Source organism: Microbacterium sp. 77mftsu3.1 (assembly GCF_900100525.1).
Taxonomy (GTDB): Bacteria; Actinomycetota; Actinomycetes; order Actinomycetales; family Microbacteriaceae; genus Microbacterium; species Microbacterium aquilitoris.
Window position 1 is genome coordinate 948,727 of record NZ_FNCR01000001.1, and the last position, 26,311, is coordinate 975,037.

General features: G+C 69.2%; 22 protein-coding genes and 1 rRNA gene. 7 read left to right on the forward strand and 16 right to left on the reverse strand.

All coding sequences use genetic code 11. The features are described 5' to 3' along the window. Positions 1-31: 31 nt before the first annotated feature. Both BLR68_RS04765 and BLR68_RS04770 read right to left on the reverse strand, forming a co-directional pair. Complete coding sequence (locus BLR68_RS04765; protein WP_018188905.1) at positions 32-1,135, reverse strand: FUSC family protein; 1,104 nt, start codon at positions 1,133-1,135, stop codon at positions 32-34. Positions 1,136-1,210: 75 nt separating this feature from the next. Then, positions 1,211-2,770: a glycosyltransferase family 2 protein gene (locus tag BLR68_RS04770; protein WP_256335314.1), complete on the reverse strand. Its 1,560-nt coding sequence runs from the start codon at positions 2,768-2,770 to the stop codon at positions 1,211-1,213. 280 nt (positions 2,771-3,050) lie between these two features. On the opposite strand from BLR68_RS04770, the gene BLR68_RS04775 reads away from it, so the two are divergent. Then, positions 3,051-4,016 carry a serine/threonine-protein kinase gene (locus BLR68_RS04775; protein ID WP_051082861.1) on the forward strand — a complete coding sequence of 322 codons (966 nt, stop codon included), beginning with the start codon at positions 3,051-3,053 and terminating at the stop codon, positions 4,014-4,016. A gap of 55 nt (positions 4,017-4,071) precedes the next feature. Then, on the forward strand, positions 4,072-4,317 hold the full coding sequence (locus tag BLR68_RS04780) for a hypothetical protein (RefSeq protein WP_018188907.1): 246 nt from the start codon (positions 4,072-4,074) through the stop codon (positions 4,315-4,317). A 203-nt stretch (positions 4,318-4,520) separates the two neighbouring features. Here the strand turns inward: BLR68_RS04780 and BLR68_RS04785 are convergent, their stop codons facing one another. After that, positions 4,521-5,084 (reverse strand): tyrosine-type recombinase/integrase, encoded by a 564-nt coding sequence (locus BLR68_RS04785; protein WP_256335320.1) that lies wholly within the window; start codon positions 5,082-5,084, stop codon positions 4,521-4,523. On the opposite strand from BLR68_RS04785, the gene BLR68_RS04790 reads away from it, so the two are divergent. From BLR68_RS04790 to BLR68_RS04800, 3 genes are all read left to right on the forward strand, one after another. Then, the gene (locus BLR68_RS04790) at positions 5,066-5,602 is read left to right on the forward strand and encodes a hypothetical protein (RefSeq protein WP_018188909.1); all 537 of its coding nucleotides are present in this window, start codon (positions 5,066-5,068) and stop codon (positions 5,600-5,602) included. The genes BLR68_RS04785 and BLR68_RS04790 overlap by 19 nt on opposite strands. Before the next feature lie 174 nt (positions 5,603-5,776). Continuing rightward, positions 5,777-7,504 (forward strand): ATP-dependent nuclease, encoded by a 1,728-nt coding sequence (locus BLR68_RS04795; RefSeq protein WP_018188910.1) that lies wholly within the window; start codon positions 5,777-5,779, stop codon positions 7,502-7,504. A gap of 371 nt (positions 7,505-7,875) precedes the next feature. Next, positions 7,876-8,307, forward strand: coding sequence for a DoxX family protein (locus BLR68_RS04800; protein WP_018188911.1), 432 nt, complete (start codon positions 7,876-7,878; stop codon positions 8,305-8,307). Here BLR68_RS04800 and BLR68_RS04805 read toward each other — a convergent pair. After that, positions 8,292-8,921 carry a DUF1684 domain-containing protein gene (locus BLR68_RS04805; RefSeq protein WP_018188912.1) on the reverse strand — a complete coding sequence of 210 codons (630 nt, stop codon included), beginning with the start codon at positions 8,919-8,921 and terminating at the stop codon, positions 8,292-8,294. The two genes, BLR68_RS04800 and BLR68_RS04805, sit on opposite strands and share 16 nt — an antisense overlap. An 86-nt stretch (positions 8,922-9,007) precedes the next feature. On the opposite strand from BLR68_RS04805, the gene BLR68_RS04810 reads away from it, so the two are divergent. Continuing rightward, positions 9,008-9,427: a hypothetical protein gene (locus tag BLR68_RS04810; protein ID WP_018188913.1), complete on the forward strand. Its 420-nt coding sequence runs from the start codon at positions 9,008-9,010 to the stop codon at positions 9,425-9,427. Between the two features lie 65 nt (positions 9,428-9,492). On the opposite strand, the gene BLR68_RS04815 is transcribed toward BLR68_RS04810, so the two are convergent. The 5 genes from BLR68_RS04815 to BLR68_RS04835 form a co-directional block, all read right to left on the reverse strand. Then, positions 9,493-12,591, reverse strand: coding sequence for a S8 family peptidase (locus BLR68_RS04815; protein ID WP_018188914.1), 3,099 nt, complete (start codon positions 12,589-12,591; stop codon positions 9,493-9,495). 169 nt (positions 12,592-12,760) lie between these two features. After that, entirely contained in the window at positions 12,761-13,840 is a 1,080-nt protein-coding gene (locus BLR68_RS04820) for an ABC transporter permease (protein ID WP_018188915.1), read from the reverse strand. Beyond that, entirely contained in the window at positions 13,837-14,769 is a 933-nt protein-coding gene (locus BLR68_RS04825; protein WP_018188916.1) for an ABC transporter ATP-binding protein, read from the reverse strand. The genes BLR68_RS04820 and BLR68_RS04825 overlap by 4 nt, the downstream gene beginning before the upstream one ends. Before the next feature lie 30 nt (positions 14,770-14,799). After that, positions 14,800-16,050 (reverse strand): MFS transporter, encoded by a 1,251-nt coding sequence (locus tag BLR68_RS04830; RefSeq protein ID WP_018188917.1) that lies wholly within the window; start codon positions 16,048-16,050, stop codon positions 14,800-14,802. 90 nt (positions 16,051-16,140) lie between these two features. Beyond that, on the reverse strand, positions 16,141-17,151 hold the full coding sequence (locus tag BLR68_RS04835) for a glycerophosphodiester phosphodiesterase family protein (protein WP_018188918.1): 1,011 nt from the start codon (positions 17,149-17,151) through the stop codon (positions 16,141-16,143). Between the two features lie 164 nt (positions 17,152-17,315). Between BLR68_RS04835 and BLR68_RS04840 the strand changes: the two genes are divergently transcribed. Then, positions 17,316-18,212, forward strand: coding sequence for a Bax inhibitor-1/YccA family protein (locus BLR68_RS04840; protein ID WP_018188919.1), 897 nt, complete (start codon positions 17,316-17,318; stop codon positions 18,210-18,212). A 336-nt stretch (positions 18,213-18,548) separates the two neighbouring features. On the opposite strand, the gene BLR68_RS04845 is transcribed toward BLR68_RS04840, so the two are convergent. From BLR68_RS04845 to rrf, 7 genes are all read right to left on the reverse strand, one after another. Then, positions 18,549-20,141 carry a sensor histidine kinase gene (locus BLR68_RS04845; RefSeq protein WP_018188920.1) on the reverse strand — a complete coding sequence of 531 codons (1,593 nt, stop codon included), beginning with the start codon at positions 20,139-20,141 and terminating at the stop codon, positions 18,549-18,551. Between the two features lie 124 nt (positions 20,142-20,265). Further along, on the reverse strand, positions 20,266-21,846 hold the full coding sequence (gene guaA, locus BLR68_RS04850) for a glutamine-hydrolyzing GMP synthase (RefSeq protein WP_018188921.1): 1,581 nt from the start codon (positions 21,844-21,846) through the stop codon (positions 20,266-20,268). Next, positions 21,843-22,361 (reverse strand): DUF3817 domain-containing protein, encoded by a 519-nt coding sequence (locus tag BLR68_RS04855; RefSeq protein ID WP_018188922.1) that lies wholly within the window; start codon positions 22,359-22,361, stop codon positions 21,843-21,845. The genes guaA and BLR68_RS04855 overlap by 4 nt, the downstream gene beginning before the upstream one ends. A gap of 10 nt (positions 22,362-22,371) precedes the next feature. After that, positions 22,372-23,238, reverse strand: a complete 867-nt coding sequence (locus tag BLR68_RS04860; RefSeq protein ID WP_018188923.1) for an SURF1 family protein — start codon at positions 23,236-23,238, stop codon at positions 22,372-22,374. After that, positions 23,238-24,359, reverse strand: a complete 1,122-nt coding sequence (locus BLR68_RS04865; RefSeq protein WP_018188924.1) for a GuaB3 family IMP dehydrogenase-related protein — start codon at positions 24,357-24,359, stop codon at positions 23,238-23,240. The genes BLR68_RS04860 and BLR68_RS04865 overlap by 1 nt, the downstream gene beginning before the upstream one ends. 47 nt (positions 24,360-24,406) lie before the next feature. Then, entirely contained in the window at positions 24,407-26,095 is a 1,689-nt protein-coding gene (locus tag BLR68_RS04870; RefSeq protein ID WP_018188925.1) for an ABC-F family ATP-binding cassette domain-containing protein, read from the reverse strand. A gap of 129 nt (positions 26,096-26,224) precedes the next feature. Continuing rightward, positions 26,225-26,311, reverse strand: a 5S ribosomal RNA gene (gene rrf / locus BLR68_RS04875); the annotation flags it as partial.

Consider the following 26,311-nt stretch of genomic DNA (forward strand, 5'->3'; position numbering starts at 1 on the left):
CATCGACTCCCGGCATCCGTCCGCAGCGCGATCAGGCGAGCGCGTCGGACACCCGTCGCGAGATGTCGGTGATGCGCCCAAGCGTGGCGGCGACCCACAGACCGGGCTGATCATGCGGGTCCTCGGCGGCATCGGGGGCGGGTAGGGATGCCGCATAGGCGTCGACGGCGCGCCACGCGGCATCCGTTCTCGCGGTCATCTCGTCGTCGACGGGTGGGGTCGCCATCAGCTCCGCGACCCGGCGGAGCGCGTCCTCGAGCCGAGCGGGGTCGCCGTGGCGCGCGTCGAGCCGCTCGTGCTGGGCGAGCACGTCGAGCAGGTCGCGGGTCAGGTACGTCGCCCGTTCGAGCCCCCACCACCGCTGCGCGTTCTCGTCGTGCACACCGCCCACGCCGCGGGCGCGGAGGTTCGCCCGCTCGGAGCGGGATGCCTCGTCCACATCCGCCGCGACGGCGATGGCCATCTCGGCCAGCGCCTCGCCATCCTCCTTCAGACTCGCCGCGTCCGGCGCCCCTTTCGCCGCGGAGTCCGCCGCGCGGTCGAGTGCGGCGGCGACGGCGGCGCGCAGCTCGGACAGCCGGTCGCGCGCCGACTGCAGGTACAGCGGCGGCACGAGGACGAAGTTCGCCACGACGCCGATCAGGACGCCGAAGGCCATCGTCGCGAGGTAGGACGTCGAGAAGCCGTCCGGGTCGTTCTTGCTCAGCAGCAGCACGAACAGCCCGGCGAGGGCCACCCAGTCCCGGCCGACGCCGAGGGCACGGATGCCGCCGAGCGCCACACCGACCAGGACCACGACGCCGAGCGCGACGATGCCGGGCGCTCCCGCCGCCACGATGGCGAGGCCGCCGAAGCCGATCGCGATGCCGCACGCGAGCCCGATGAGGGACTGGAGGCCGGCGCGCGCCGAGTCCGCGACGGTCGGGTACATGCTGACCAGGACGCCGAGGGGCGCGTAGTAGGAGTAGTCGGCGTCGGCGAAGGGCACGATGGGCGCGAAGAACCAGGCGATCGCCGCCGCGACCGCCGTCTTCAGCGCGAGGATCAGCCGTCGCGACGTGAAGACGTCACCGCCGGCCCTGCGGAGGCGCAGTGCCAGCTGCGCGGCGGTCAGGCGCGGGGTGGTGCGGGGCATCCCGGCACGGTAGCCGCGGCGAGGTCGTGCGCGCCGCCCCCTTGCATCCGCGCGTGCGAGGTCGTACGACGCGGGTCAGCTGGCGAGGGTGCGCGACCGCGTCGGGAGCGCCGGTCGCGGCGCGGCCGACAGCGTACGGTGCGGCACGGCCGCCAGGTGACGCGCCGACACGATCGGGGCGAGGGTGCGGTCCGCACGGGAGCGGGGCCGCAGCATCCCCACCGCGAAGACCGCGGCGAGCGCGGCGGGACCGATCGGACCGGCGACCGCGACGAGCGATCCCGAGACGAGGACGGCGCTGACCGCGAGGAGCGGGACGAGGACGAGCTCATCGCGCAGCAGGCCCGCCGTCGCGCCGATGCCGCGCTGCGAGGTCGTCTTCGGCGTGACCCAGAAGGTCGCGCGCCGGCCGAGGGCGGTGCGGATCACGGCGGCGAGCACGACGAACGTGGTCGAGGCGTAGAGGAGACCTGCGGTCAGGGCGAAGGCGACGCCGGCAGCGACCCGTTGCGCGCGGGCGCGGCGGACCGCCTCGGGAAGCAGCGGAGCGGATGCGGCGGACGCCGACACGAGCATCACCCAGAGCGGCGGGGGCGTGCCGGTGCCGGCGAGCGCGGCGCCGGTGACGAGGGTCGCCGCTCCCGCCAGGGCGGTCACCGGGACGAGGGCCGTCTCGAGCGCGAGGTCGAGGCCTTCCCGGATGCGGAGCCCCCGCATCCGGCCCGGGCGGCGCAGGAACTCGACCGCCCCCTCGGCGGTCTTCCGCATCTGCACACGGAACGCGGCGTAGTCGATCGGGTAGTCCTCCGTGAACGCGACATCGGCGTCGACGATCCGCCACCCGCGGCGGCGGAGCCGCACGGTCATGGCGAGGTCTTCCGCGACGGCCTCGGGGAACCCGCCGACATCCTCGACGGCCGCCGCACGCACGAGCGCACCGCGCCCGAGGAAGGCGGTCACCCCGTGCGCTCCTCGACCGCGCCGAGTGACGCCGAGGTGGGTGGCCAGCAGCGGCCCGAAGTAGCGGGCGAACCGGGTCCGTCCGACGGATGCCGCCGGCGACGCCTGCGCGACGGCCACCGTGGGGTCGGCGAGCGCGGCTCCGCAGACCCGCGCCACCCCGGCGTCGAGGACGACGTCGCTGTCGCAGATCAGGTACGCGTCGTAGCGGCCACCCAGGCGCGCGAGCCCGGCGTTCAGGTTGCCCGCCTTGAAGCCGGAGCGCTCGGTGCGGCGGATCACCTGCCAGCCGTGAGCCGCGGCGAGCGCATCGACCCGCGCCACCGTCGCGGCATCCCTCGAGTCGTCGAGGAGGACGACGTCGACCGGGACGTCCTGGCGGGAGCTGCGGACGACCGCCCGCTCGTCGAGGTCGTCGCAGATGCAGACCAGCAGGGCGATGCGCTCCGCCCCCCGCCCGGTCGCGGGCGGCGGGACCAGCGCGGGCGGCGATGAGCGCAGCCACAGCGCGACCGCTCGCCCGCCCGCGATCCAGGTGAGGGCGCTCGCAGCCGCGAACGCGATCGACAGGGGCGTCCCCTGGCCGACGGCCCAGAGGAAGAGCGGCACGCCGAACCCGATCCACGCCGCCACGACAAGCATCGTCGATGCGCGACTGCGGAGACGAGAAATCACATACGGAGTATATGTATACGAAGCATTGATTTCCCCAGGAGTTTCCGCGAACCGTCGCATCCGGTCGGAGACGTGCACGGGGAAATACATGACCACATCCCATCATCGGGGACATCCGGCCGGCATCATCCGAAAGAGGTATCAAGAAACGAAGCACCAAACCCCGACGGAGTCAACCCGCCAGACCTGAGACTCTCGGAGCCCTACGTTCGACGGTGTCGTCGTACCCGGGCGACGTGTGGACGGACGCGCAGCGTCCGCAGTAGCAGCAGGAGTCGCCGTGACCGAACCCTCCGACGAGCCTGTGACCACGGGCATGCTGGATGGGCGGTACGTCCTCGGTCCGTGCGTCGGTCAGGGCGGGATGGCCCGTGTGTATCGCGCCGAGGACGTGATCCTCGGGCGCACCGTCGCGATCAAGATCATGCGCACCGAAGCGGAGAACCCGGCGATCCTGCCGCGAGCCCGCACCGAGATGTCTCTGCTCGCCTCGTTGAATCACCCCTCGCTCGTGACCCTGTACGACGCGAAGATCGTGCCCGGCCAGCCGGAGTACCTCGTGATGGAGTTCGTCGAGGGCGAGTCGCTCGCCGCAGCTCTGCACGAGGGCCCGCTGGATGCCGCCGAGACCGCCGGCCTCGTCGGCGAGCTCGCCTCGGCGCTCGACGTCGTGCACCACTCAGGCATCGTCCATCGCGACGTGAAGCCGTCGAATGTTCTCCTCGCACCGTCGCCCGTGCCCGGCCGCAGGCACTGGGCGAAGCTCGCCGACTTCGGCGTCGCCTACCTCGCCGACAGCACGCGCCACACGACCCCCGGCACGGTCATCGGGACGGCCGCCTATCTCGCCCCCGAGCAGGTCCGCGGTGAACCGGCCGGCCCGCCCGCCGACGTGTACGCGCTGGGCCTGCTCACCCTCGAGACGATCACGGGCGAACGGGCGTTCCCCGAGGCGTCGGGGATCGGCCGGGTCATGGCCCGCCTCGTGCAGACGCCCGAGATCCCCTCGTGGCTCGGTCCTGACTGGTCCGGCCTCCTGGGCGACATGATCGCGCGGGACCCCGCCGATCGTCCGACGGCGGGACAGGTGGCGTATCGCGCCCGGTCCCTGCCGACCGACATCGTCCGGATGCCCCGCCGTCATCCACCTCATCGCCTTCGGGGCGTGGTGGGCGGACGGCACGCCGGGCGGTCGCCCCGCCCCCGAGGAGACGATCAGCGAGCCGACGGCGCCCGCTCCCGCTGAACTCGTCTCGGACGAGGGCGAGACCGCGGTCGTCACCCTCGACGCGACAGATGAGGTGATCCCGCAGGCCACGCCTGCGGCGACCGATCCGGCCACGGCGACCACCGAGACGACGACAGACACGACGACGACCACCTCCGAGACGTCCGGCTCGGCGAAGGGCAACTCCGGCTCGGCGAAGAAGTCACCCGGGCAGGCCGCTCAGGAGAACGCGAACCCGAAGGCCAAAGAGCACGCGAACGAGAACTCCGCGGTGCACGGCGAGAAGACGAAGGACAAGGGCAAGGGCAAGAAGGACTGACCTTCGTCACGCGACGACACGTCGCGTCATCTCCGGTCATCCCCCATGGTGATGTCCGCCGTCCGGGTTAGCGTGACTCCATCGCGACGGTCCGGGTGGTCCCGGGCACCGGGTCATACCGGATGTGCAGCGGGTTCGACTCCCGCCGTCGCGTCGACTCCCAAGGGGCCCCGATCCCAGTGTTTTCAAGGGATCGTAACCGCTCAGTCAGCGTCAGAATGCGCTAGTGGACGCGGTTTGGACACAATCGCGGTCGTACGAGCCTGGTCGAGCGCTGCCGAAACGGCATCGACGTCGTCATCAAAGAGGTCTGCGTACACGTCCAGCGTCATGGCTGCGGAGGCGTGTCCGAGCATCCGCTGGACCGCTTTCACGTTCGCTCCCGACGCAATCGCGAGCGACGCCGCGGTGTGCCTCAGATCGTGCACCGTCATCCGAGGCAAGCCGGCATTGGCGAGCGCACGCATGAACCATGAACGCGACGTGCCGGAAGAACGTGGCCGCTGCAAGTACTCGTCGCCTTCGCCGAACAGCAGGGCGCGAGGTTTCTTGCCTTCGGTCAGCGCGCCGAGCGGCTCTGCGAGGAAGTTGGGGTAGCCGACGGAGCGCAGCTCGTGGGTCTTCGGAGTTCCGACGTGCAGCTCGGAACCGACCCGCACAGCGTTCTCGTTGACCGAAAGTCGGCGGCGGTCAAGGTCGAGATCACGCACGCGGAGCGCCGAAAGCTCACCCCACCGCAGGCCTGTGTATGCCGCTGCGTAAACGATGGTCGCGTGCGCCGACCCGGCAGCGCGGGCGAGTCGGTCGACTTCGTCGTGACGTCGAGACGACGATCGAAGCGCACTACAGCGCGACCCGCGGCCGCTACGTCATCACCACGATCGTCAACCGGGCGATCGCTGACGACTTCAACGAAGACCGTTTGAAGCACGCAGCGCCGCAGGCGATTCTGCAGGTCGCGATCCCCCACTGCATCGCGCTCCAGCTCGACGATGATCCGAATGTGCCGTGGACGACAGTCGCGGACCTCACCACCGCGGAAGGCCGCATCATCCCGCCATGGATGGCGCAGGCCGTCGTGAAGCGAGGGATGAAGGGCGAGCGATGGGAGGTCATCGAGATTCTCTACGGCACGGCCGCGCTGGCCGACCTGCCACCCGTGAAGCTCATCGCGCTGGAACTAGATGTTCCCGAACGCACCGCATCGGATTGGGTCCAGAAGGCGAGGGCCGCTGGGTGGCTCGTCGGGATGACATCGAACGTGGGCCGACCCGCCGGCGTGTAATGACGCGGGATGCGCTTGGCACGCAACCACTTGCCAGCCGAGGCGCCGAGGGCATCGTCGGGCGAGTTGCCCGCTTGAACTGGTGCGCTGGCCGCCTGCCATTTCGCCGAGCTGCGGGCTCCTCAATCCGCTAGAGGCTCGATGCGTTTAGCTCGCATCAGTGGGGGCGTCGCCATGCAGAGCCTTAGCGCGGGGTTCTTTGCCGGCGGCCGTTACGATCGGGATCTGGAGAGGACTGCTTTGATCCTGAATGAAATGCGTGTTCGCAACTACCGAACCGTCGGCCCCGAACAGAGGCTGTCGCTGTTGCCGGGCACGACGCTGGTCGGCCCCAACAACAGTGGAAAGACGAATCTGCTTCGAGCCGTACAGATGTTCTTCACCGGCTACGAGAACGTCCTCAACTACCGGCGCGCGAGCGATCTGACGTTCGGTGCGGGGTCCCAGCAGACGAGCCTGGTGGCTAGCTTCACCGCTGACGGACACTCGCGCGACACTGAGATTCTTACGCTCCTCGACGAACTTCACGCCATCGTCGGAACCACTCGCGACTCAGACACGTTCACTGTCAACCTGTACTTCACCGGCGCAAACGACACCCCCGTGTACCGGGTCTTCGGCAACGTGAAGGTTCCGGTGGCTGATCGGCCGACATTCAGCCGGAAACAGAAGCAACTCGTTGAGCTGCTTCTCGGCACGTTCCGCGTGCATTACGTTCCCTCTGCGAAGAGCATCACGAGCCTCTACGACGATCTGTTGAAGCCTTTCGTCACTCATGCAGCGTTCCAGGCGATTGCGCCGCATCTCGACGGTATCCAGGCAGAGCTCGATAGCGTCGCACAAAGCCTGAACGACGAGCTGAATGCTGTCGGACTTTCCGCGATTCAGTCGAGCTTTCGACTACCCGCGCGTTCTACGGATCTACTAGCAGGCTTCGAGCTGATGCTCGCCGATCCCGGCAGCACAACGCTAAGCGAGAAGGGTCAGGGGATTCAGTCGACTGTGTTGTTCGCGTCCTTCGCCTGGATTACCGAACAAGAGAAGCTTGTCGATGGAGTTCCAATCTGGCTCATTGAGGAACCCGAGTCATATCTGCATCCGGAGCTCACGAAAGCGCTGTACTCCGTCTTGGAGACATTGTCTAGCTCGAGCACTGTAGTCACCACTACCCATTCGCTCGCTTTTGTTCCCACCGATCATAGGCTCGCCCAAGGCGTCGATCTCGACGCGGTCAGTCGGCGCACCGTGGTCAGCGACTTCCGGTCGCACGCTGAAGCCACCCAACGCATTCGGCGATCCCTCGGCGTGCAGTTCTCTGATTACTACAACTTGGCCGAGGCTAACGTCTTTGTGGAGGGGCCCAGCGATAAGGAACTGATCCGGTGGGCGCTGTCTTTGCTCGACCCAGAAGGACACACCTATCCGATGTTGCGTTCGAGCCTCCTGGAGGACTTCGGCGGCGTGAAACAGCTGGAGGGGTTTCTAAAGGCAACCTATGCTCCGATCCGTGACGAGCGCGCTCTCGTTGCCGTGTTCGACGGGGATGCTGCTGGCCAACAGTCACGCCAGAATCTCCAGCAATACTTCGGCCAGAAGGACGTCCCCTTCGACCCGAATCGAGATTTCGTATCGGTGCGCAATGGTTTTGCTGTCGAGGGGCTCTTCCCGGACGCCGCGGTGAAGGAGATGCACAACCAGCACTCGAGTTGGTTTCAGACATACTCCGTCGATTCGTCGGGCGACCTCGAGCCATTCCGAATCAAGGATGACCGCAAGTCAAATGCGATTGACTTTCTCAGGGCGGTTTCTCCTGAGATTGATGATTGGGAACATCGATGGTTGTCGTTCCTGTCTGCGATCGAGGGTGCCCTCGGCCTTCAGATGAAGCGACTCGCGGGATAGCCCCACCTCGCGGACCTCGGAATCCTCTCGATGTAGTACGTCCTCCACTCCACCGGATGGGATCAAGCGACGCGACCTGCTTGCCGAACCTAATCGTCGCGCCGGAATGAGTCCACGCTCTCAACAGGCACGTGGACACCATGTGGACACAACCCGCGCAGATCCAGACCGGTTCCACTGATCAGAACCGAACGACACCAGACTCGAGCGCAGCCCGCACTCCCCTGACTTTCCGCGGCAGGACGGCCCAACCCGCGTGATTCCGCGCTCCTCCGGCAGCGCCGAAATCATCGCAACCGAAGTTTCGACTCCCGCCGTCGCGTCCAGTCCGAGAGCGCCCCCGCAGGGCCCGATCTCGCTACGCTCGATCCGTGAGCGCACCGAGAACGATCACCCGTCTGCTGCTCGGGGCGGGGCTGGTCTTCACCGGCACCGCTCACCTGACCTTCGCGCGCGACGACTTCGTCGCCCAGGTCCCGCAGTGGCTGCCGCTCCCCACGGACGTCGTCGTCGTCGCCTCCGGGATCGTCGAGATCGCGCTCGGTCTCGCCCTGCTGATCGGACGGTATCGCGTCGCGGTCGGATGGATCGTCGCAGCGTTCTTCATCGCGATCTTCCCCGGGAACATCGAGCAGTTCGTCCGGGGCACCGATGCCTTCGGGCTCGACACCGACCTCGCCCGCGGCATTCGCCTGCTCTTCCAACCGCTCCTCGTCCTCGCCGCCCTGTGGTCGACCGGCGCGTGGGCAGCCTGGCGCGCCCGACGCCGAGGTCCGGACGACCGGGATCAGACGCCCGCGTAGCGTTCGCCGACCGGGACCTCGACCGCCAGGACGTTGCCGGGCTGAGCGAGCGGGCAGGCCCACGCCGGGTCGTAGGCGCAGGACGGGTTGTAGGCGAAGTTGAGGTCGAGCACGATCGTGCCGGCCTCGGCATCCGTCCCGAGGTCGGCTCCCTTGATCGTGTCGATCAGGTACCGACCTCCGCCATAGGTGCCGTCCGGCTTGCCCGCCAGAGCGTCACGCACAGGGATGAACAGCCCGCCGCCGTACGTCGTCAGGCGCCAGACGTCGAGCGTCCCCACGTCGGGCAGGTCGACGATGGCGACCCGCTCGAAGGGAACCACCCCGTCCGTCCCGGTTGCGAACTCGAACCCGCCGGGCTCCGTGGGCAGCAGAGGCAGCTCGAACCGCCACGCCGGGTCGTAAGGGGCGACCGGGACGGAGTCGAAGTCCGCCCGGTGCTCCGGCAGGATCGGCGTCGCGGGGTGGTGCGCGAGCAGCTCGTTACGCCCGTGCTGCCACAGTTCGTGGCCCGCCTCGGGATGTGGCGCTGCCCGGACGTCTGCGTAGAGGGCGAAGACGCGTCGGCGCCAGTCGACGACGTCCAGGGCGGTCCGAGCGGCCGAAGGGATCATCGGCTCAGGTTACGCGCATCACGGGGCAGGCGACCCCCTCCCCCGAAGCGCGGGACGCGCGTAGCCTCGGCGCAGGAGGTCTCCTCATGCGCACATCTCGCTCAGCCGCCGCGGTCACCCTCCTGTGGGCAGCCCTCATGCTCACCGCGTGCGCGACGGAAGGACCCGCCATGCCCGCCCCCGGCGAGAACCCGACCTCGAGCCGCCCGCCGTTCCGCACGGCGAGCCCCGCACCTCTCGGGCCGACCGGTTCGGCCGCGGACCTGCCGCCGGCGAAATGGGACGCCCTCCTGGCCGATCTCTCGGCCCGCGGCGTGACGGGCGAGCCGGACGTCGTCTCCGCCGAGCGCGTCCAGTTCTCGAGCGGCGCCCTGGGCTGCCCCGCCCCCGGCATGTCCTACACGCAGGCGCTCGTGGACGGGTACCGCGTCGTCGTCCGAGTGGACGACCGCACTTTCGACTACCGTTTCGGCACCGGCGACGAGCCTCGACTCTGCGAGCGCTGACGACGGATGCCGAAGAGGGCGGCGCGTCCATCGACGCACCGCCCCCTCCGTGACCTTCGCGATCGCTACTGGGTCTTCACCAGCAGCGCCTCGTCGGCGCCCGACTCGTTGTCGACCACGACCACCATCGCGCCGAGCGGCTTCTGCGCGGCGTAGGCCCCTGCATTCGTCCGCACCGTCACCGAGGCGGTGCCGCCCTTCGGCACGACCTCGTACTGGCCGTTGCTGATGGCGGGCTTGCTCGGGTCGTACGTGGCCGTTCCGGCGAACGAGTCGCTGCCGTCGGTCGTCCCGCTGAAGGACTGCACCGTGTAGGCGAACGGCCCCGTGATGCCGAGGTCGGCGAGGTTCACCGGCAGCAGGATCGTGCTGCTGTCGGTCGGAGCCTGAGCGAGGTACCCGCTGGGTGCCAGCTCGCCGGTCTTGACGTTCTGGACGAACACCTCGGCCACCCCGTCGACGTCTCCGGCGCGGACCGCGCCCGAGTCGTATGACAGGACCACCCAGTCGGGTTTGCCGTCGCGGTCGGAATCGATCACGACGTCGAACTCGTTGGATGCCGCATTCGACCAGCGCGAGTGCGTGTTGACCGCGAAGACGGCCAGCTGGTCGCCACCCGCCGTCGCGAACGACTGCACGCCGGCGGCCCGGAGGTCGTACCCGGTGTCGGCGATCGCCTTCGGGGCATCCTTCTTGTCCGACAGGCCCCACGTGTAGACGTCGGCCGCCGCATCCAGAGCACCCTTGGCGTTGCGCAGCTCAAGGGTCCGGTCGGCGTCGGTGACCCGACCGCGCGACGTGAGCGAACCCTTCACCGTCACGTCGCTGTTGGAGCGCGGGACGAGCAGGTACGGCACGCGGAGGGTCGAGCCGGGCGCCGTCAGGACGACGTCACCGGAGACCTCCGAGAACGAGAACTGGTCGTCGCCCGAGAGCGAACCCGGGATCGAGGATGCCGGGATCGAGACCGCGACGCGCACGGACGCCGTCTTGCCGGCGGCGACGGTGACCTTCTTCGAGCTCACCGTGAGCTTCGCCTTCAGCGACTGCGCGGACGGCGCGGTCGAGACGGCGAACGTCACCGGCTTCTTGCCGTCGTTGCGAACCGTGACCCGCTTCGAGCCGGTGATGGTGCCGTCCGACTCGTCGAAACCGAAGCTCAGCGCCGCCTCGCGGACCTTGCCGCTCTCGGTCGTGAAGCTGTCACCGGTCGCCGTGACCTTCGTGGCGACCGCCTGCGCCGTGTCGATGAGGCCCACGCCGCCGCGGGTCGGATCGATGCCGTCCACACCCTCCGGGTTCGCGGTCGACACGAGCGCTGCCGAGATCTGCTCGGAGTTCCAGCTCGGGTGCGCCTGCACGGTGAGCGCGGCGACGCCGGCCACGTGCGGGGCAGCCATCGACGTGCCCGACAGGACGCTGGGGGCACTTCCGGTGCCGACGGCGACCGACGAGATCGACACGCCGGGGGCCGCCACATCGGGGCTGATCGAACTGTCGCCGCTGCGCGGACCCGACGAGCTGAACGACGCGTACTTGCGGAAGGCCGGGTTCGCGATCGTCTTGCCCTTGATCGTCACGGCCGCGCCGTTGACGAAGGCCGCGCCGCTGGAGGAACGGACACCCAGGAACGGAATCGTCACGTCGTAGGGCGTGCCGTCGTCCGGGTTCTCGTCGATCGTTCCTTCGTAGGGCGGGAGGTCGTCGGTCGAGTTGACCATGACAGCCGCCTTCGCACCCGCCTGCTGGGCGAAGATCGCCTTCGCCGCACGCGCACACGTGCCGCGCTGGGAGACCGCGATCTGGTTGCCGCCGCTCTTCACGCCGACGCGGGTGTAGTCGGATGCCGCACACCCGAGCGCCTCGTTGGCCGTGGTCGCGGGGTCGTCGGTGAGTCGGACGACGGTCAGCGTGCCGAGACCCTTGAGCGAGGCGCCGTTGGCGTTGATCGCCTCGACCGCCTTGCCGCCGACGGTCAGCTGCGCGCCGGGGAAGGTCGCGGTGCTGTCGACCGCCGAGACGGCGATCACACCGTCGCCGCTGCCGGGCGAGCCGGTGAGGTACGGGCTCGGGCCGGAGTTGCCGGCCGAGGCCACCACGACGACGCCGGCGCCGACGGCGTTGGCCGCAGCCACCGCGCTCGGGTCGTCGCCGCGTCCGAACGAGGAGCCGAGCGACATGTTGATGACGTCCATGCCGTTGTCCACGGCCCAGTCGATGGCCTGGATGGTCATGTCCGTCGAGCCGTCGCAGCCGAAGACGCGCACGGCGTAAAGGTCGGCCTGGGGGGCGACGCCGGGGCCGATGCCGAAGTCGACGGACGGGGTCGACGCGTCGTACGGGCCCTTGTAGGTGGACCCGTCGGGCAGAACGCCCGAGCCGGCGGTGGTGCCGGCGACGTGCGAACCGTGGCCCTCGCAGTCGAGGGGGTTCGCGTCGGGCTTGGGGACGAGCGCGTCGCCCGTGCCGCCGGCGTCGTAGGCGTCGCCGACGAGGTCGATGCCGCCCTTGACGCGGGGAGCCTTGGGACCGAACAGGGCCGGGTCGGCCGGCTTGTCGGATGCCGCTGCCGCTGCCTTGTACGCGTCGACTGTCCCCGGGCCGCCGAAGCCGGCGTGGGTGTAGTCGATGCCGGTGTCGATGATGGCGACCTTGACGCGCTTGCCCGTGTAGCCGGTGCTCTCCCACACCTGGGGGACGCCGAGGAACGGCACGGAGACGGCGTTGTCGAGTTCGTGCGTGACGACGGGGTGGACGGCGACGACGCCGGGGAGCGCAGCGACGTCATCGAGCTGCGCGGTGGGCACGGTGGCCTGGATGCCGTTGTAAGCGGACTGCATCTGCGCGCGGATCTTCCCGCCGCGCTCGGTGATCCCGGAACGGATCTTGTCCTGGGCAGCCTTGAGGTCCTTCTTGACGTCGGTGCGCTCGCTCTTGCTCAGCGAACGGCCTTCCTCGGCCTCGACGACGGCGACGGGATCGCCCTCCATCTCGATGACGACCGAGACCTGGCGATCGGGATCGATCGCGGCAGCACGGAAGGAGCTGTCGATCGCTCCCGCCGACGTGCTGCGGTCGAAGCGTGCAGTGGGGTCTTCATCGGGGGTCGCGGCGAGAGCCGCGGTCGCGGGCAGCGAGAGCGCGAGGACGCCCGCGACTGCCAAGATGCGTCGGTGCAAAAGGGGACCGCCTTTCCTTCTGGGAAGAGCGCTCGGCGGGGCTGTCGCGGAACATCCCAGTCGGATGCCGCAGCCGAGGCTGATTGGAGGCTATGCACCCCCTGACGATCTCCCAAGAAGAATGTGCGCAGATGAGAGGATCCTCACGCGCGGCTCAGGCGATGCGCGTCCCCGGGGGCAGACGCCGCGCGGGCGTGCGGGTCCGCGAGACCGCCCACCACAGCAGGAGGGTCGCGACGATGACCTGACCGCCCAGCCCGATGAACCAGCTGGGCACGGTCGAAGCGACGACCTCCTCCGCCGTCGGTCCGTTTTGCTCGGGGTCGCACTCGTCGTACACGTAATCGAGATCCGGGGCGACCTGAGCCTGCCGGACGGCGTACTTCGTCTGACCGAACAGGTCGTCGGGATACCCGTCGACGGTGAACCCGCTCGGTGTCGCGTCGGCGAGGATGACGAAGGGATTCGCGGCGAGGATCCACCACACGTAGTCGAAGCGGGGAATCCGAGAGGTCGTCGGCGGCCCCTCCTCCTCGCAGACCTGCTGCGACAGGTCGCTGGCGCAGTTCGTGGTTCCGTCCTCGCAGATGGGCGCGCCGGTCGTCGGATCGTACTGCGCCGTCAGGTAGCGCTCTGTGCGCTCGGAGGCGATGCTCGAGCCGATCAGCCCGAAGGCGATCGGGGTCCCGATGGTGAGGGCGGCGACAACGAGGTAGGTGGCCGCGACCGAGAAGAGCGGGCGGGCGAGGACGCCGCTGAGCGCCGTGCCGAACGCGGCGACGACACCGGTCTCGGCGACGAGGATGGCGGTCGATGCGAGGACCGTGATCGGTTCGACTCCGCCGCCGAACGTCGCGATGACGAGGAAGGGAACGGCGACGGCGGCGAACGTCAGTCCCGTGAGCCAGGCCGCCAGGAACTTCCCGAGCACGATCTCGGTGGTCGTGGCCTGGGTGACCTGCAGGGGTGCGAGCGTCGCGGCATCCCGGTCACCGTTGATCGAGTTGCCGCTGAGGGTCGGCGAGACGAGGACGATGAGCAGCAGCGTGACGAGGACGACGACGGAGTAGACGCCGGGCCCGGAATCGTCCAGATACGAGAAGGAGAGGAACGAGAGCGCCGTCGTTCCGACGAGGACGACGGCGAAGACGCCGAGCAGGACGTACCAGGAGATCGTCCGGATGCGCTGCGTGAGGTCGAGGCGGGCGATGGTCCACAGGCGCGAGGCGTTCATCGCGCACCTCCTTCGAGGTCGAGGAAGGTGTGTTCCAGGATGCCGCTGGCCGCGGAGAACTCAGCGACCGGGAGCCCCGCCGACACGAGGGCGGTGAGCCCGGCCGCCGCCGCGGCATCCCCCTCGAAGCTGACGAGGACGTCGCGCCGGTCGACCGGCAGCGTCGCCACGTCGAGTCCCAGAGCCTGTGCGACGGGGAGGGCTGCGGAGACGCCGTCTCGACCGGCGAGGCGGATCCGCCACGTCCGCGCGCGGCCCGCGGCTTCAGCGACGCGCTCGGAGCTGACCGTCTCGCCCTGCATCATGAAGACCGCGTCGTCGACGACCTCTTCGAGCTCGGAGAGGATGTGGCTCGACACGAGCACGGTGCGGCCTTCCGCGGCGAGGGCGCGCAGGAGGAGTCGCAGGTCGATGCGCGCCTGCGGATCGAGACCGGATGCCGGCTCGTCCAGGAGCAGCACCTGCGGGTCGTGGACGAGGGCCCGCGCGAGTCCGAGCCGCTGCTTCTGGCCGCGCGAGAGGACTCGGGCCGGAGCGTCGCCGAGCGTCTCGAGCCCCACCGTCGTCAGCAGCTCCGTGGCTCGGGAGGTCGCCGCGGCCGGGCTCAGTCCGGACAGCCGCCCGGTCACCGAGATCGTCTCCCGCGCCGAGAGGGACGGCCAGGCACCGAGGCTGTCGGGCATCCAGCCGAGCTTCGCGCGCGCGGCAGCCGGTTCTGCGACGGGATCCACTCCCCCGATGCGGATCGTGCCGGCGTCGGGAGCGAGGAGGGAGGCGAGCATGAGCAGCAGCGTCGTCTTACCTGCGCCGTTGGGGCCCACGAGCCCCGTGACCGCGCCCTCGGGCGCCTGGAAGGTGACGCCCCGGACGGCATGCACGTTCCCGAAGGACCGTCGCACCCCCTCGGCGACGATGCCGGCATTAGTCATGCGCTCACCCTAGGGGGTGGCGGTGTCCGATCAGGGGCGGATCCGACCGACCCGGAGGTTCAGAAGGCCGAACACCAGCAGGAGGACGACGGCGACGACGGGTGCCCACAGCGCGACCGAGGGGCCCGCCGACTCGGCCAGCGAGCCCACGATCATGCTCGCGAGCGCCTGACCGACGACGACCGACGACCCGAGGACGGCCATGACGGTGGCCTCGCGCCCGCGCGGCGAGCGGGCGGCGGCGAGCGCGTAGAGCGTCGCAAGGGTGGGGCCGATGCCGCACCCGGCGAGTGCCAGTGCCCATCCCATCGACAGGACTCCCGTCGCACCGGCGGCGAGGACGGCGCCGACGAGCAGGATCGTCGTGAAGGCGATCCACCGCCACGCGAGCGCGAACCGGCGCGGCAGGAGCCCGACCCCGAGGGCGAGGATCGCCGACCCGATGCCCATGATCCCGTAGAGGATGCCGGTCTGCTCGGGGAATCCGCCGGCCTTGGCGAAAGCGGTCAGCGACGTGAGCATGGCCCCGAAGAAGAGCCCGGTCGCGAGGGTGCCGCCGGCGGCGAGCAGGATGCCGGGACGCGCGATGCGCCGCGCAGGTTCGCGGTCGCCCGCCTCGGACGCGTGACCGGCGGTGCGTGCCGTCGGATGCAACGCGAACGCGGTGACGAAGACGAGCGTCAGCGCCGCGGCCGCGAGCACGGGCGCGGCCGGAGTCGCGGCGATGGCGACGACGCCGACGAGGACGGGACCGAAGACGAAGACGATCTCATCGACGGCGGACTCGTAGCCCATCGTCGACTCCTGCAGCCGGCCGTGCGCACCCCGCGCCAACCGCATCCGGCCGATCGCGCCGACCAGGCGGGCGCGCGACATCGGCGACACCTGCGGTGCGGTCGCACCGGCGAGCACCGACACGAGCAGGAGCATCCCCTCGGGGGTGTCTCCGTAGGCGACGGCCACGAGCGCGACGAGGACGAGGCTCTGGACGAGTGCCGCGAGCAGAAGCACGGGGCGCTGACCCCAGCGGTCTGCGGCGGCGCCGATGAGCGGGCCGGTGGCGATCGTGCCGAGCCCGACCATCGCAGAGGTGAGCCCGCCGACGGCGAGGGACCCGCGGGCGTCGACGACCATCGTGAGGACGCCGACGACGATCATCGCGTACGGCAGGCGCGCGATCAGAGCGATGGCGAAGTAGCCGATGCCGATGCTCGCCGCGAGGGTGCGGATCGGGCTGTCGCGTTCCACCGGGCGCACCGGCGTCGAATCGGTGAGGGGCATGTGTGACCTCCGTGCAGACGAGGCGTCGTGCCGCCTTGACTCTCCACGGATCAGGTAGTTACACGGGGTGCTGACGCACCGGCATCCATTCTACCGATCGGCACCTGAGCGTCCGAAGAACGCGACCCCCAGGTCCGGGTGGTCGACGAAGACCCCGTCGACGCCGGCATCCGCGATGCGCCGCCACTCCCCCTCCCAGTCCCCGAACGCCGCATCGGTGGTCCCGCGCCGGAAGGACGGGGAGAGGAACGCGTTCTCGGGTCGACACGTCCACGTGTAGACGTCGAGCCCGCGGCGATGGGCTTCGGCCACGACACCGTCATCGCCGCGCGGATCGTCGAGAATGAGGCGCTTGTCGAGGCTGATGCCGTCGACCTCCCGCGCCAGCCGGTCGAGGCCCGCCCCGGTGAGCTGCTCCGCGTACGTCGGCGCGTCGGGCCCCTGAGCGGCGAGGAGATCGTGCGCGCTGCCCTCCGCCTCGAGCAGATAGATGAAATGGGCCCGGATGCCGCGGTCCCGCATCCGCTGCAGGATGTGCTGTTCGAACGACTCGATCACGAGCGGCCGCACGCCGCTGTCCCACCCCGCGCTCCGCAGTTCCGCCGTGAGGAGGGCCGCCACGTCGTACCCGAGCGAGGCGAAGTAGGTCGCGTGCTTGATCTCGAGGACGACCCCGATCGCCCGTCCCTCGCGGTCGCCCGCCGTGGCGACCAGGTCGAGGAGCGTCCGCAGCCGAAGGATCGGATAACGGTCGTCGAAGTCGGCGCTGCGCGTCCGGAGCTTCGGCAGACGTTCCCGACACCGCAGGGCGGCGAGCTCATCCCAGGTGAAATCCTCCACGAACCAGCCGGTGTGGTCGCTGCCGTCGACCCGCTTGGTGGTCCGGCGGGACGCGAACTCGGGATGGTCGGCGACGTCCGTCGTCGAGCCGATCTCGTTCTCGTGACGGATGACGGCCACGCCGTCCTTCGTGAACACGACGTCCGGTTCCACGGCGTCGACGCCCAGGTCGAGGGCGAGCTCGTACGAGGCGAGGGAATGCTCGGGACGATAGCCGGGGGCTCCGCGGTGGCCGATGATGAGCGGACGGCTGCGCGACATGCGCCCAGGCTAGCGAGCGGACCGGAATCGGCCGCTGTCGTGCGCCGTCACCAGATGACCCTCATAGTCCTCTCACAGCGGGGGTCCCCACCCGCGGAATGACGGTCCGATACGCTGGATCGACAGCACAGCGCTGTGAGTCGACTTTTGGAGTGAGACACACAATGGCAGCGTCCGGCAATTTTGCCTTCAACAATCCGGTCTTCCAGGAGCAGCGCCCCGGCCTGACTCCCCCGGCAGCCCAGACGAACTACGCGGCAGCCTCGCACCAGGCCGCCGACGTCGCGTCGAACGCCCAGCTCGAGGGGATGTACGCGGCTCCGACCGCCTCGTCCGCCGCCACGGGCCGCATGACGGTTGAGGACACCGTCCTCAAGACCCTCATGCTCTTCGGAATCCTTCTGGTCACCGCCGTCGTCGGCTGGGTCTGGACGCTGGCTCCGGTGAGCGTCGAGAACCCGGTTCCGACGATGATGCCCTGGATCATCGGTGCCCTGGGTGGCTTCGTCCTCGCCCTCGTCATCTCGTTCACGTCGCGCAAGAAGGTCCGGCCCGCCCTGATCTTCGCCTACGCGGCCTTCGAGGGACTTTTCGTCGGTGGCATCTCGGCGTTCTTCGAGTTCATCTGGCCCGGCATCGTCATGCAGGCGACGCTGGCCACGGTCGCCGTCGTCGGAACGACGCTGGCACTGTTCGCGAGCGGAAAGATCCGTGCCTCTGCGAAGGCGACGAAGATCTTCATGATCGCGATGGTCGGCTACATGGTCTTCTCGCTGCTCAACCTCGTCCTCATGTGGACGAATGTCCTCCCCCAGGACATGATGTTCGGTCTGCACAGCGCGAGGATCGGGCCGTTCCCGGTGGGCCTCGTCATCGGCATCCTCGTCGTCATCATGGCGGCGTACTCGCTGGTGCTCGACTTCGACCTCGTCCAGCAGGGCGCCCGCAACGGCGCTCCCCGCCAGTTCGGGTGGGTCGGCGCCTTCGGCATCATGGTCACCGTCGTGTGGCTGTACGTCGAGATCCTCCGCATGATCGCCATCCTGCGGGGCAACAACTGACCTCACGCAACGCGTAACGACGATGGCCGTCCGGGTGACCGGGCGGCCTTCGTCGTTTCGGCGCACAACTCTCTCCGCGAGACTGCACGTGGGCCTCGAGACTGCGGCCCCGCATCGCGGTCTCGTCATACACGTGCAGTCTCGCCGCCTGGTGCTCGCTCCCCCGGTGCCGCCATCTGCGAGCGCCCGCCTCTCGCGCACCGCGAGACTGCACGCGGCGCGCGAGACAGCTGCCCCGAGCCGCGGTCTCGGCGCGGGCGTGCAGTCTCGGTGATCGTGCGCCGCCCCCAGCGCGCGCCGCCCCGCGCGGCGACTCCACCGCCGACACGCCGCGAGTCAGGACGGCAGCCGCAGGACCGCGACGGTGCCGCGCGGCGTGTGGGGCTCGAGCGAGACGCTCGCACCGTACGCCTCGGCGAGGGATGCCGCGTTGGAGAGGCCGATGCCCGTCCCCGGGATCGCCGCATCGTGGGCATAGGGGGCCCGGTAGAACCGTTCGAAGGCGTGGACGCGCTCCTGCTCCGTCATCCCGACGCCCTCATCCGCGACGGTCACGACGATGTCGCGTCCGTCCTCGTGCGCCGAGACGACGACGTCCCCGCCGTCGGCCCGAGTGAACTCGACCGCGTTCCGCAGCAGTTCCTCGAGGATCGAGGCGAGATCGCGCACGGCGATCCGGGCGGCACGCTCGGGCATCGCTCCGATCTGGATGCCGATCCCACGCTCCTTCGCGCGGGCCGCCACCTCCGTCACGGCATGCTTGACGACCGGTCCGACGTGCGAGGCACCGGAGCGGGCCTCGACGTCCCGCGTCGTCTGACCTGCGGCGATGAGACGTTCGACGAGGCGCAGCAGGCGCTCCGCGGAGCGTTCCACCGCCTCCCAGCGCTCGGTCTCAGGGGAACCGTTCATCAGAGCGATGTCGGTATGACCCAGGATGACGGTGAGTGGCGTGCGGAACTCATGGCCGACGGTGCTCAGGAATCGGTCGCGGACTTCGACGGCGTTGACGAGTTCGGTGACGTCCTGACCGACGATGACGATGCCGACCTCGTCGCCGCCCGCGACGACAGGACGGACGATGACCTGCATGACGCGACGCGGATCGCCGCCGAACTCAACGGTGCGGGGCGCCGCGAAGTCGCCGGAGCGGACGCGCTCGACGAAGTCCGCCGACGTCGCTTCGAGCGGCATCGAGGGATCCGCCCGCCAGATGAGCGACGCGAAGCCGTCCCGGTCGACGTCGTCGATCCCGGACCTGCCACTGATCTCGGCGGCGACGGCGTTCAGCAGGATGGGGCGCCCGTCCGATCCGAAGACCGCGACGGCGTTGTCCGTCGCGTCGAGCGTCGCCCGCAGCATGGCGGTGTCGCGCCCCGACAGACGCATAGCGTGCTCCAGCTCCGTCGAGACGCTCTGCATCGTCTCCCGCATTCGGGCCAGATGCCGCGCGATGATGCCGACGGTGACGGCGACGAAGGCTGAGAGGATCGGCAAGGCCAGGATCGACACGATGTCCTGGACACCTTGGATGCCGCCGGTGGCCAGCACCTGCACGAGGGGTCCGAGCGCGGTCAGCAGGACGCCTGCTGCGGCGAGGGCAGGGGGGAACGCGAAGGCGAGCCACCCGAGCGGGAAGATGATGAGCATCGACGCCGAGGGCAGCACATCGACGCCGGCATCCCTCACCGGCACGCAGGCCACGATCTGCAGCAGCGGCACTACCGCGAGCCATCCGGTGTGCCGCGACGGCTGCACGAGCCAGATCGCGGTCATCGCCGCCGTACTGAGCACGATGACGCCGAATCCGGCGAGCAGCAGCGGGGTGACCCGCTCACTGTCGATGGTCCCGAGGATGAGCACCACGATGAGGCTGGCGGCGGCCAGGACGAACTGCGCGTACGGCTGCGTGCGCGAACGCTCGATCAACGCCTCACCCCCTCCTCAGACGGCGGTGCAGAAAGGGGCTGGGTCCCGCGCTCACTCTGATGGTGAGGCACGGGCCGTGTCAAGAGGCGGTGGAGTACACCGTCACGGGGGCGACCCCCGTGACTCACTCCCACTCGATGGTCCCCGGGGGCTTCGACGTGACGTCGAGCACCACCCGGTTGACCTCGCGCACCTCGTTCGTGATGCGGTTGCTGATCTTCGAGAGCACGTCGTAGGGCAGTCGCGTCCAGTCCGCCGTCATGGCGTCCTCGCTCGACACCGGACGGAGGACGATCGGGTGCCCGTAGGTCCGGCCGTCGCCCTGAACACCGACGGAGCGGACATCGGCGAGCAGCACCACGGGGCACTGCCAGATCTCGCCGTCGAGGCCCGCCTTCGTCAGCTCGGCACGGGCGATGGCATCGGCGTCACGCAGGATCTCGAGACGGTCAGCGGTGACCTCGCCCACGATGCGGATTCCGAGGCCGGGCCCCGGAAACGGCTGGCGGCCGACGATCGCTTCGGGCAGCCCGAGCTCGCGACCGATCGCACGGACCTCGTCCTTGAAGAGGGTCCGGAGCGGCTCGACGAGTTCGAACTGAAGGTCCTCCGGCAGGCCGCCGACGTTGTGGTGGCTCTTGATGTTCGCCGTACCGGCGCCACCGCCGGACTCGACGACGTCGGGGTACAGCGTGCCCTGCACGAGGAACCCGATGGGATCGCCGTCCGCGGCAGCCTCGGCGATCAGATCGGACTGCACCTTCTCGAAGGCGCGGATGAACTCGCGGCCGATGATCTTGCGCTTCTGCTCGGGGTCGCTGACGCCGGCGAGGGCGTCCAGGAACGTCTCCCGGGCGTCGACGGTGATCAGACGCACGCCGGTCGACGCGACGTAATCGTTCTCGACCTGCTCGCGCTCACCCTTGCGGAGGAGGCCGTGGTCGATGAAGACGGCCGTCAGCTGATCGCCGACCGCCTTGTGGACGAGCGCCGTCGAGACCGCGGAGTCCACACCGCCGGAGAGCGCCGAGATGACGCGACCCGTGCCGACCTGCGCGCGGATCTTCTGGATCTGCTCGGCGATGACGTTGTCGCTGTTCCAGTCCGCGGGGAGGCCCGCGGCCTTGTGCAGGAAGTTCTCGATCACGCGCTGGCCGTGGTCGGAGTGCTTGACCTCGGGGTGCCACTGCACGCCGTAGAACTTGCGCACGTCGTCGGCGAAGGCGGCAACGGGGGTTGCGGCGGTCCGGGCGAGCACCTGGAAGCCGTCGGGGGCAGCGCTGACCTGGTCGCCGTGGCTCATCCAGACGTTCTGGTCGACCGGCTGTCCGTCGAGGAGCACGTTGTCGGTGACGATCGTGGCATCCGTCGCACCGTATTCGCGCAGTCCCGTGTTGGCGACGTCACCGCCGAGCGTCTTCGCCATGACCTGGAAGCCGTAGCAGATGCCGAGGGTCGGGATGCCGAGGTCGAACACGCCGGCATCGAGCTGCGGCGCGCCCTCCTCGTACACCGAGGACGGGCCGCCCGAGAGGATGATGCCCACCGGGTTCTTCTCGGCGATCTCCGAGGCCGTCGCGGTGTGCGGGACCAGCTCGCTGTAGACGCCGGCTTCGCGGACGCGACGGGCGATCAGCTGCGCGTACTGGGCGCCGAAGTCGACGACCAGGACGGGGCGCTGGGAGGTTTCGGTCTGCTCTGTCACCGGGTCTCCGTGGGGGTCTCGAGGGGGGTGGATGCCGCGGCCTCACGCGTGGCCAGGTACTCCCTGACCTCGCGCGCGACCTTCGACTCCATGAAGAAGGACAAGAGGGGCACGATGCCCCCGAGGGCCAGGACGATGAAGCGCGGGAAGCGCCAGCGCATCAGGCTCCAGACGCGGAAGCACGCGAAGAGGTAAACGACGTAGAACCAGCCGTGGACGATGAGGATCGCGAGCGAGATGTTCACGCCGTCACCGGTCGACACGATGTCGCACGTGCTGCTTCCCGGGACGAACAGCGAGTACCACTCGCAGTCCGGGCTCGGGATCGCGGTGGCGAACCACAGCAACCCGCCCGACCCACCCGCGAAAAGCTCGACGTGCAGGGGCGTGTACTTGAGGACCATCTCGGTGACCAGCAGAAGCAGGCCCACACCGGTGATGATCGAGGCGATCTGGTAGAACTTCAGGGCGCCGCGGATCGCCGGAAAAGAGGCGAGTTTGGGCTGAACGGGCATGGCTTCCAGTCTACGGGCGCGAAGGGAGCTGCTCAGCCGCGTCGGAGTCGGGATCGCCCTCGGTGAGAAGTTCGACTTCCTTCTCCCACGCATCGCGCGCGAGTCGGTACCACATGTAGAACGCGAAGCCGGCGAACACCGCCCACTCGATGGCGTAGAAGATGTTGAGCCAGTTGACCGAGGACAGCTCCGTCGGAGCGGGCGAGTGGATCTCCTGCAATCCCCCGAAGGCCTCGGACGACACGAGGTACGGACGGTAGACGTCGATCCCCTGCGCATCGCTCCACTGCGAGAGCAGCGCAGCGGGCGACATCGCCGCGATCTCGAAGGGGCTGCCGCTCCGCGGCGGTTCCTTCGCGCCCTCGTCCGAGATGAGCCGGCCCGTCAGGTCGACCCTCTGCGGGGCATCCTCGTTCAGAGCGGATGCCGCAGCATCCGCCGCCGATCGATCCGCGGTGAACCCGACGGCCACCGCCAGCGACGTCGGACCGTCCACACCCGGCGTGGCCGGGTCGACACGGAACTGACCAGCCACCCAGAAGCCGGGCTCGCCGTCGTCGTAGCGCGACGTGACGACGCGGAAGTCTCCCGCGACGAAGGATCCGGACACGTCGACGCGCTGCCCGACGAGGGGCTCCGCCAGATAGACGCCGGGGGCGACGACGTCGCCCAGGGGGCGGACCTTCTCCGTCGCGCCGGCGGCGGGAGGGTTCGTGTCGATCGCGTTGCCGAGCTGCCACTGCCCGAGCCACGCGAAGATCCCGGCGACGAGCAGGGCGAGGCCCAGCATCCCGATCCAGAAGGGTCGGACCATGACTTCCCGCAGCGTCGGCGGGAAGACGTCGGGGACGTCGTCGACGGCGGGAGTGGTGGTCATCAGTGGGACGACGCGTACGGCGCGACAACGACCTCGACGCGCTGGAACTCCTTGAGATCGGAGTATCCGGTCGTCGCCATCGACTTCCGCAGTGCGCCGATGAGGTTGGCCGTTCCGTCGGCGACGGGGGCCGGGCCGTACAGGATCTCCTCGAGCGGCGAGACCTGTCCGACCTCGACGCGCGTGCCGCGCGGCAGCTTCGCGTGGTGCGATTCGGGTCCCCAGTGGTAGCCGCGTCCGGGAGCGTCGGTGGCGCGGGCGAGGGCGACGCCGAGCATGACGGCGTCCGCGCCCATCGCGAGCGCCTTCACGATGTCGCCCGAGGTGCCCACCCCGCCGTCGGCGATGACGTGGACGTAGCGCCCGCCGGACTCGTCGAGGTAGTCGCGACGCGCACCCGCGACATCCGCGACGGCCGTGGCCATCGGCGCGTGCAGGCCGAGCGTCGCACGGGTGGTGGATGCCGCTCCCCCACCGAATCCGACGAGGACACCCGCCGCGCCGGTGCGCATGAGGTGCAGGGCGGCGGTGTAGGTCGCCGCGCCTCCGACGATCACGGGGACGTCGAGGTCGTAGATGAACTTCTTGAGGTTGAGGGGCTCATCGACGCTCGAGACGTGCTCCGCCGAGACGGTGGTGCCGCGGATGACGAAAAGGTCGACGCCCGCCGCGACGACGGTTTCGTACAGATCCTGCGTGCGCTGGGGGGTGAGCGCACCGGCGACGGTCACGCCGGCGGCGCGGATCTCCGCAAGACGATCGCGCACGAGCTCGGGCTTGATCGGCGCCGAGTACAGCTCCTGCATGCGGCGCGTCGCGCCGTCCGCCGGCAGCGCAGCGATCTCGGCCAGGAGCGGTTCTGGGTCGTCGTACCGGGTCCAGAGCCCCTCGAGGTCGAGGACACCGAGTCCGCCGAGCTGGCCGAGCATGATGGCCGTCCGAGGGCTCATGACCGAATCCATCGGTGCGCCCAGGACAGGGATGCCGAAGCTGTAGGCATCGATCGACCAGGAGGTCGAGACGTCCTCGGGGTTGCGCGTGCGCCGCGAGGGCACCACAGCGATGTCGTCGAAGGCGTACGCGCGACGCGCGCGCTTGGCGCGGCCGAGCTCGATTTCCATGGTCACCACCCCAGCCTACCGTCGAGCTCTCTCCCCTGCCCCGCCCGTCAGCGGACTCGGCTCACGCGCTGCTCGTCCCAGACCGGCGTGTCCGATTCGTACACCTCTCCGTCGGAACCGAAGACGACGAAGCGATCGAAGGATCGCGCGAACCAGCGGTCGTGCGTCACGGCGAGCACGGTGCCCTCGAACGACGCCAGGGCGCTCTCCAGTGCTTCGGCGGACACGAGGTCGAGGTTGTCCGTCGGCTCGTCCAGCAGGAGCAATGTCGCCCCAGAGAGCTCGAGCAGGAGGATCTGAAAGCGCGCCTGCTGGCCTCCGGACAGCTGATCGAAGGCCTGTTCCGCCTGCGCGACGAGCCCGTAGCGGTCGAGTGCCAAACTGGCGGCGTCCCGCGGCATCCCGTTCCGATCGCTGTCCCCACGGTGCAGGATGTCGAGCAGGGTCCGGCCCGTGTATTCGGGATGCTGGTGGGTCTGCGCGAACCAGCCGGGCACGACGCGGGCCCCGAGGCTGACACGGCCGGCGTGCTCCACTCGCTGGAGGGCCGATCCCGCGTCGGTCACATGGCCCAACAGCGCATCGGGGTCGGTGCCGCCGCCGGCGAGGAGGCGAAGGAAGTGGGACTTCCCCGACCCGTTGGAGCCGAGAACGGCGACCCTGTCGCCGAACCACACCTCCAGATCGAACGGCTTCATCAATCCATTCAGCTCGAGGGATTCCGCGACCACGGCCCGCTTTCCCGTCCGGGCGCCTCGCAACCGCAGGTCAAGACGCTGCTCGATCGGGCAGGCTTCGGGCGGTCCCGCATCCTCGAACCTCCGCAGCCGCGTCTGAGCAGCGCGGTAGCGAGACGCGAAGTCGTCACTCGCGGCTGCTTTCACCTTCATGTCCGCCACGAACTTCTTCAGGGCGGCGTGCTGCTCGTCCCACCTTCGGCGCAACTCGTCGAGCCGCGACATCCGTTCCTCGCGGGCTCGGTGGTACGTGCCGAAGCCGCCGCCGTGCACCCACGCGGAACTGCCTGCCGGGCCCGCCTCGAGGGTGACGATGCGGTCCGCCGCACGGGCGAGGAGTTCGCGATCGTGCGAGATCAGGAGCACGGTCTTCGCCGTTTCGCGGAGGCGCTGCTCGAGCCAGCGCTTACCGGGTACGTCGAGGTAGTTGTCGGGCTCATCGAGCAGCAGCACCTGATCCGTGCCACGCAACAACGCCTCGAGCGCCAGGCGCTTCTGTTCTCCGCCCGAGAGGGTGACGAGCTCCCGGTAGCGAGCACGATCGAACGGGATGCCGAGGGCTGCGATCGTGCAGGTGTCCCACACCGTCTCGTATTCGTATCCACCGGCATCGGCGTAGTCGGCGATGCCGCCGGCATACCGCATCTGTGACTCGAGGGAGTCGGCCATGATGACGGCGTTCTCGGCGTCCTCGAGTTCCCTCGCCGCCTGGGAGATGCGAGCGGGCGCAACCGCGACCAGCAGATCGTGGACGGTGCTGCCCGCAGCGCCGTGGCCGATGAACTGGTCCATGACTCCGAGCGCACCATCGATCGTGACGACGCCCGCATGCGGAGACACGTCGCCCCGGACGATTCTCATCAGGGTGGACTTTCCGGCACCGTTCTGGCCGATGAGGGCCGTCGTCTTCCCTGACGGCACCCGAAAGGTGACGTCGTCGAGGAGTGGGCGCCCGTCGGGCAGAGAGAGTGAGACGTTCTGAACGTCGATGTGCGACACGAGATGGTCCTTCCGCTCCGAGAGCGGAGCCGAACAGCTTAACGGAGAAGTCGCTGTCCCCGAAAGGAAAAGTGCACGTTAACCACGAAAGCCCCGACCAGCATTGGTCGGGGCTTTCGATCGAAAGAAGTCCGGCGGTGTCCTACTCTCCCACAGGGTCCCCCCTGCAGTACCATCGGCGCTGTGAGGCTTAGCTTCCGGGTTCGGAATGTAACC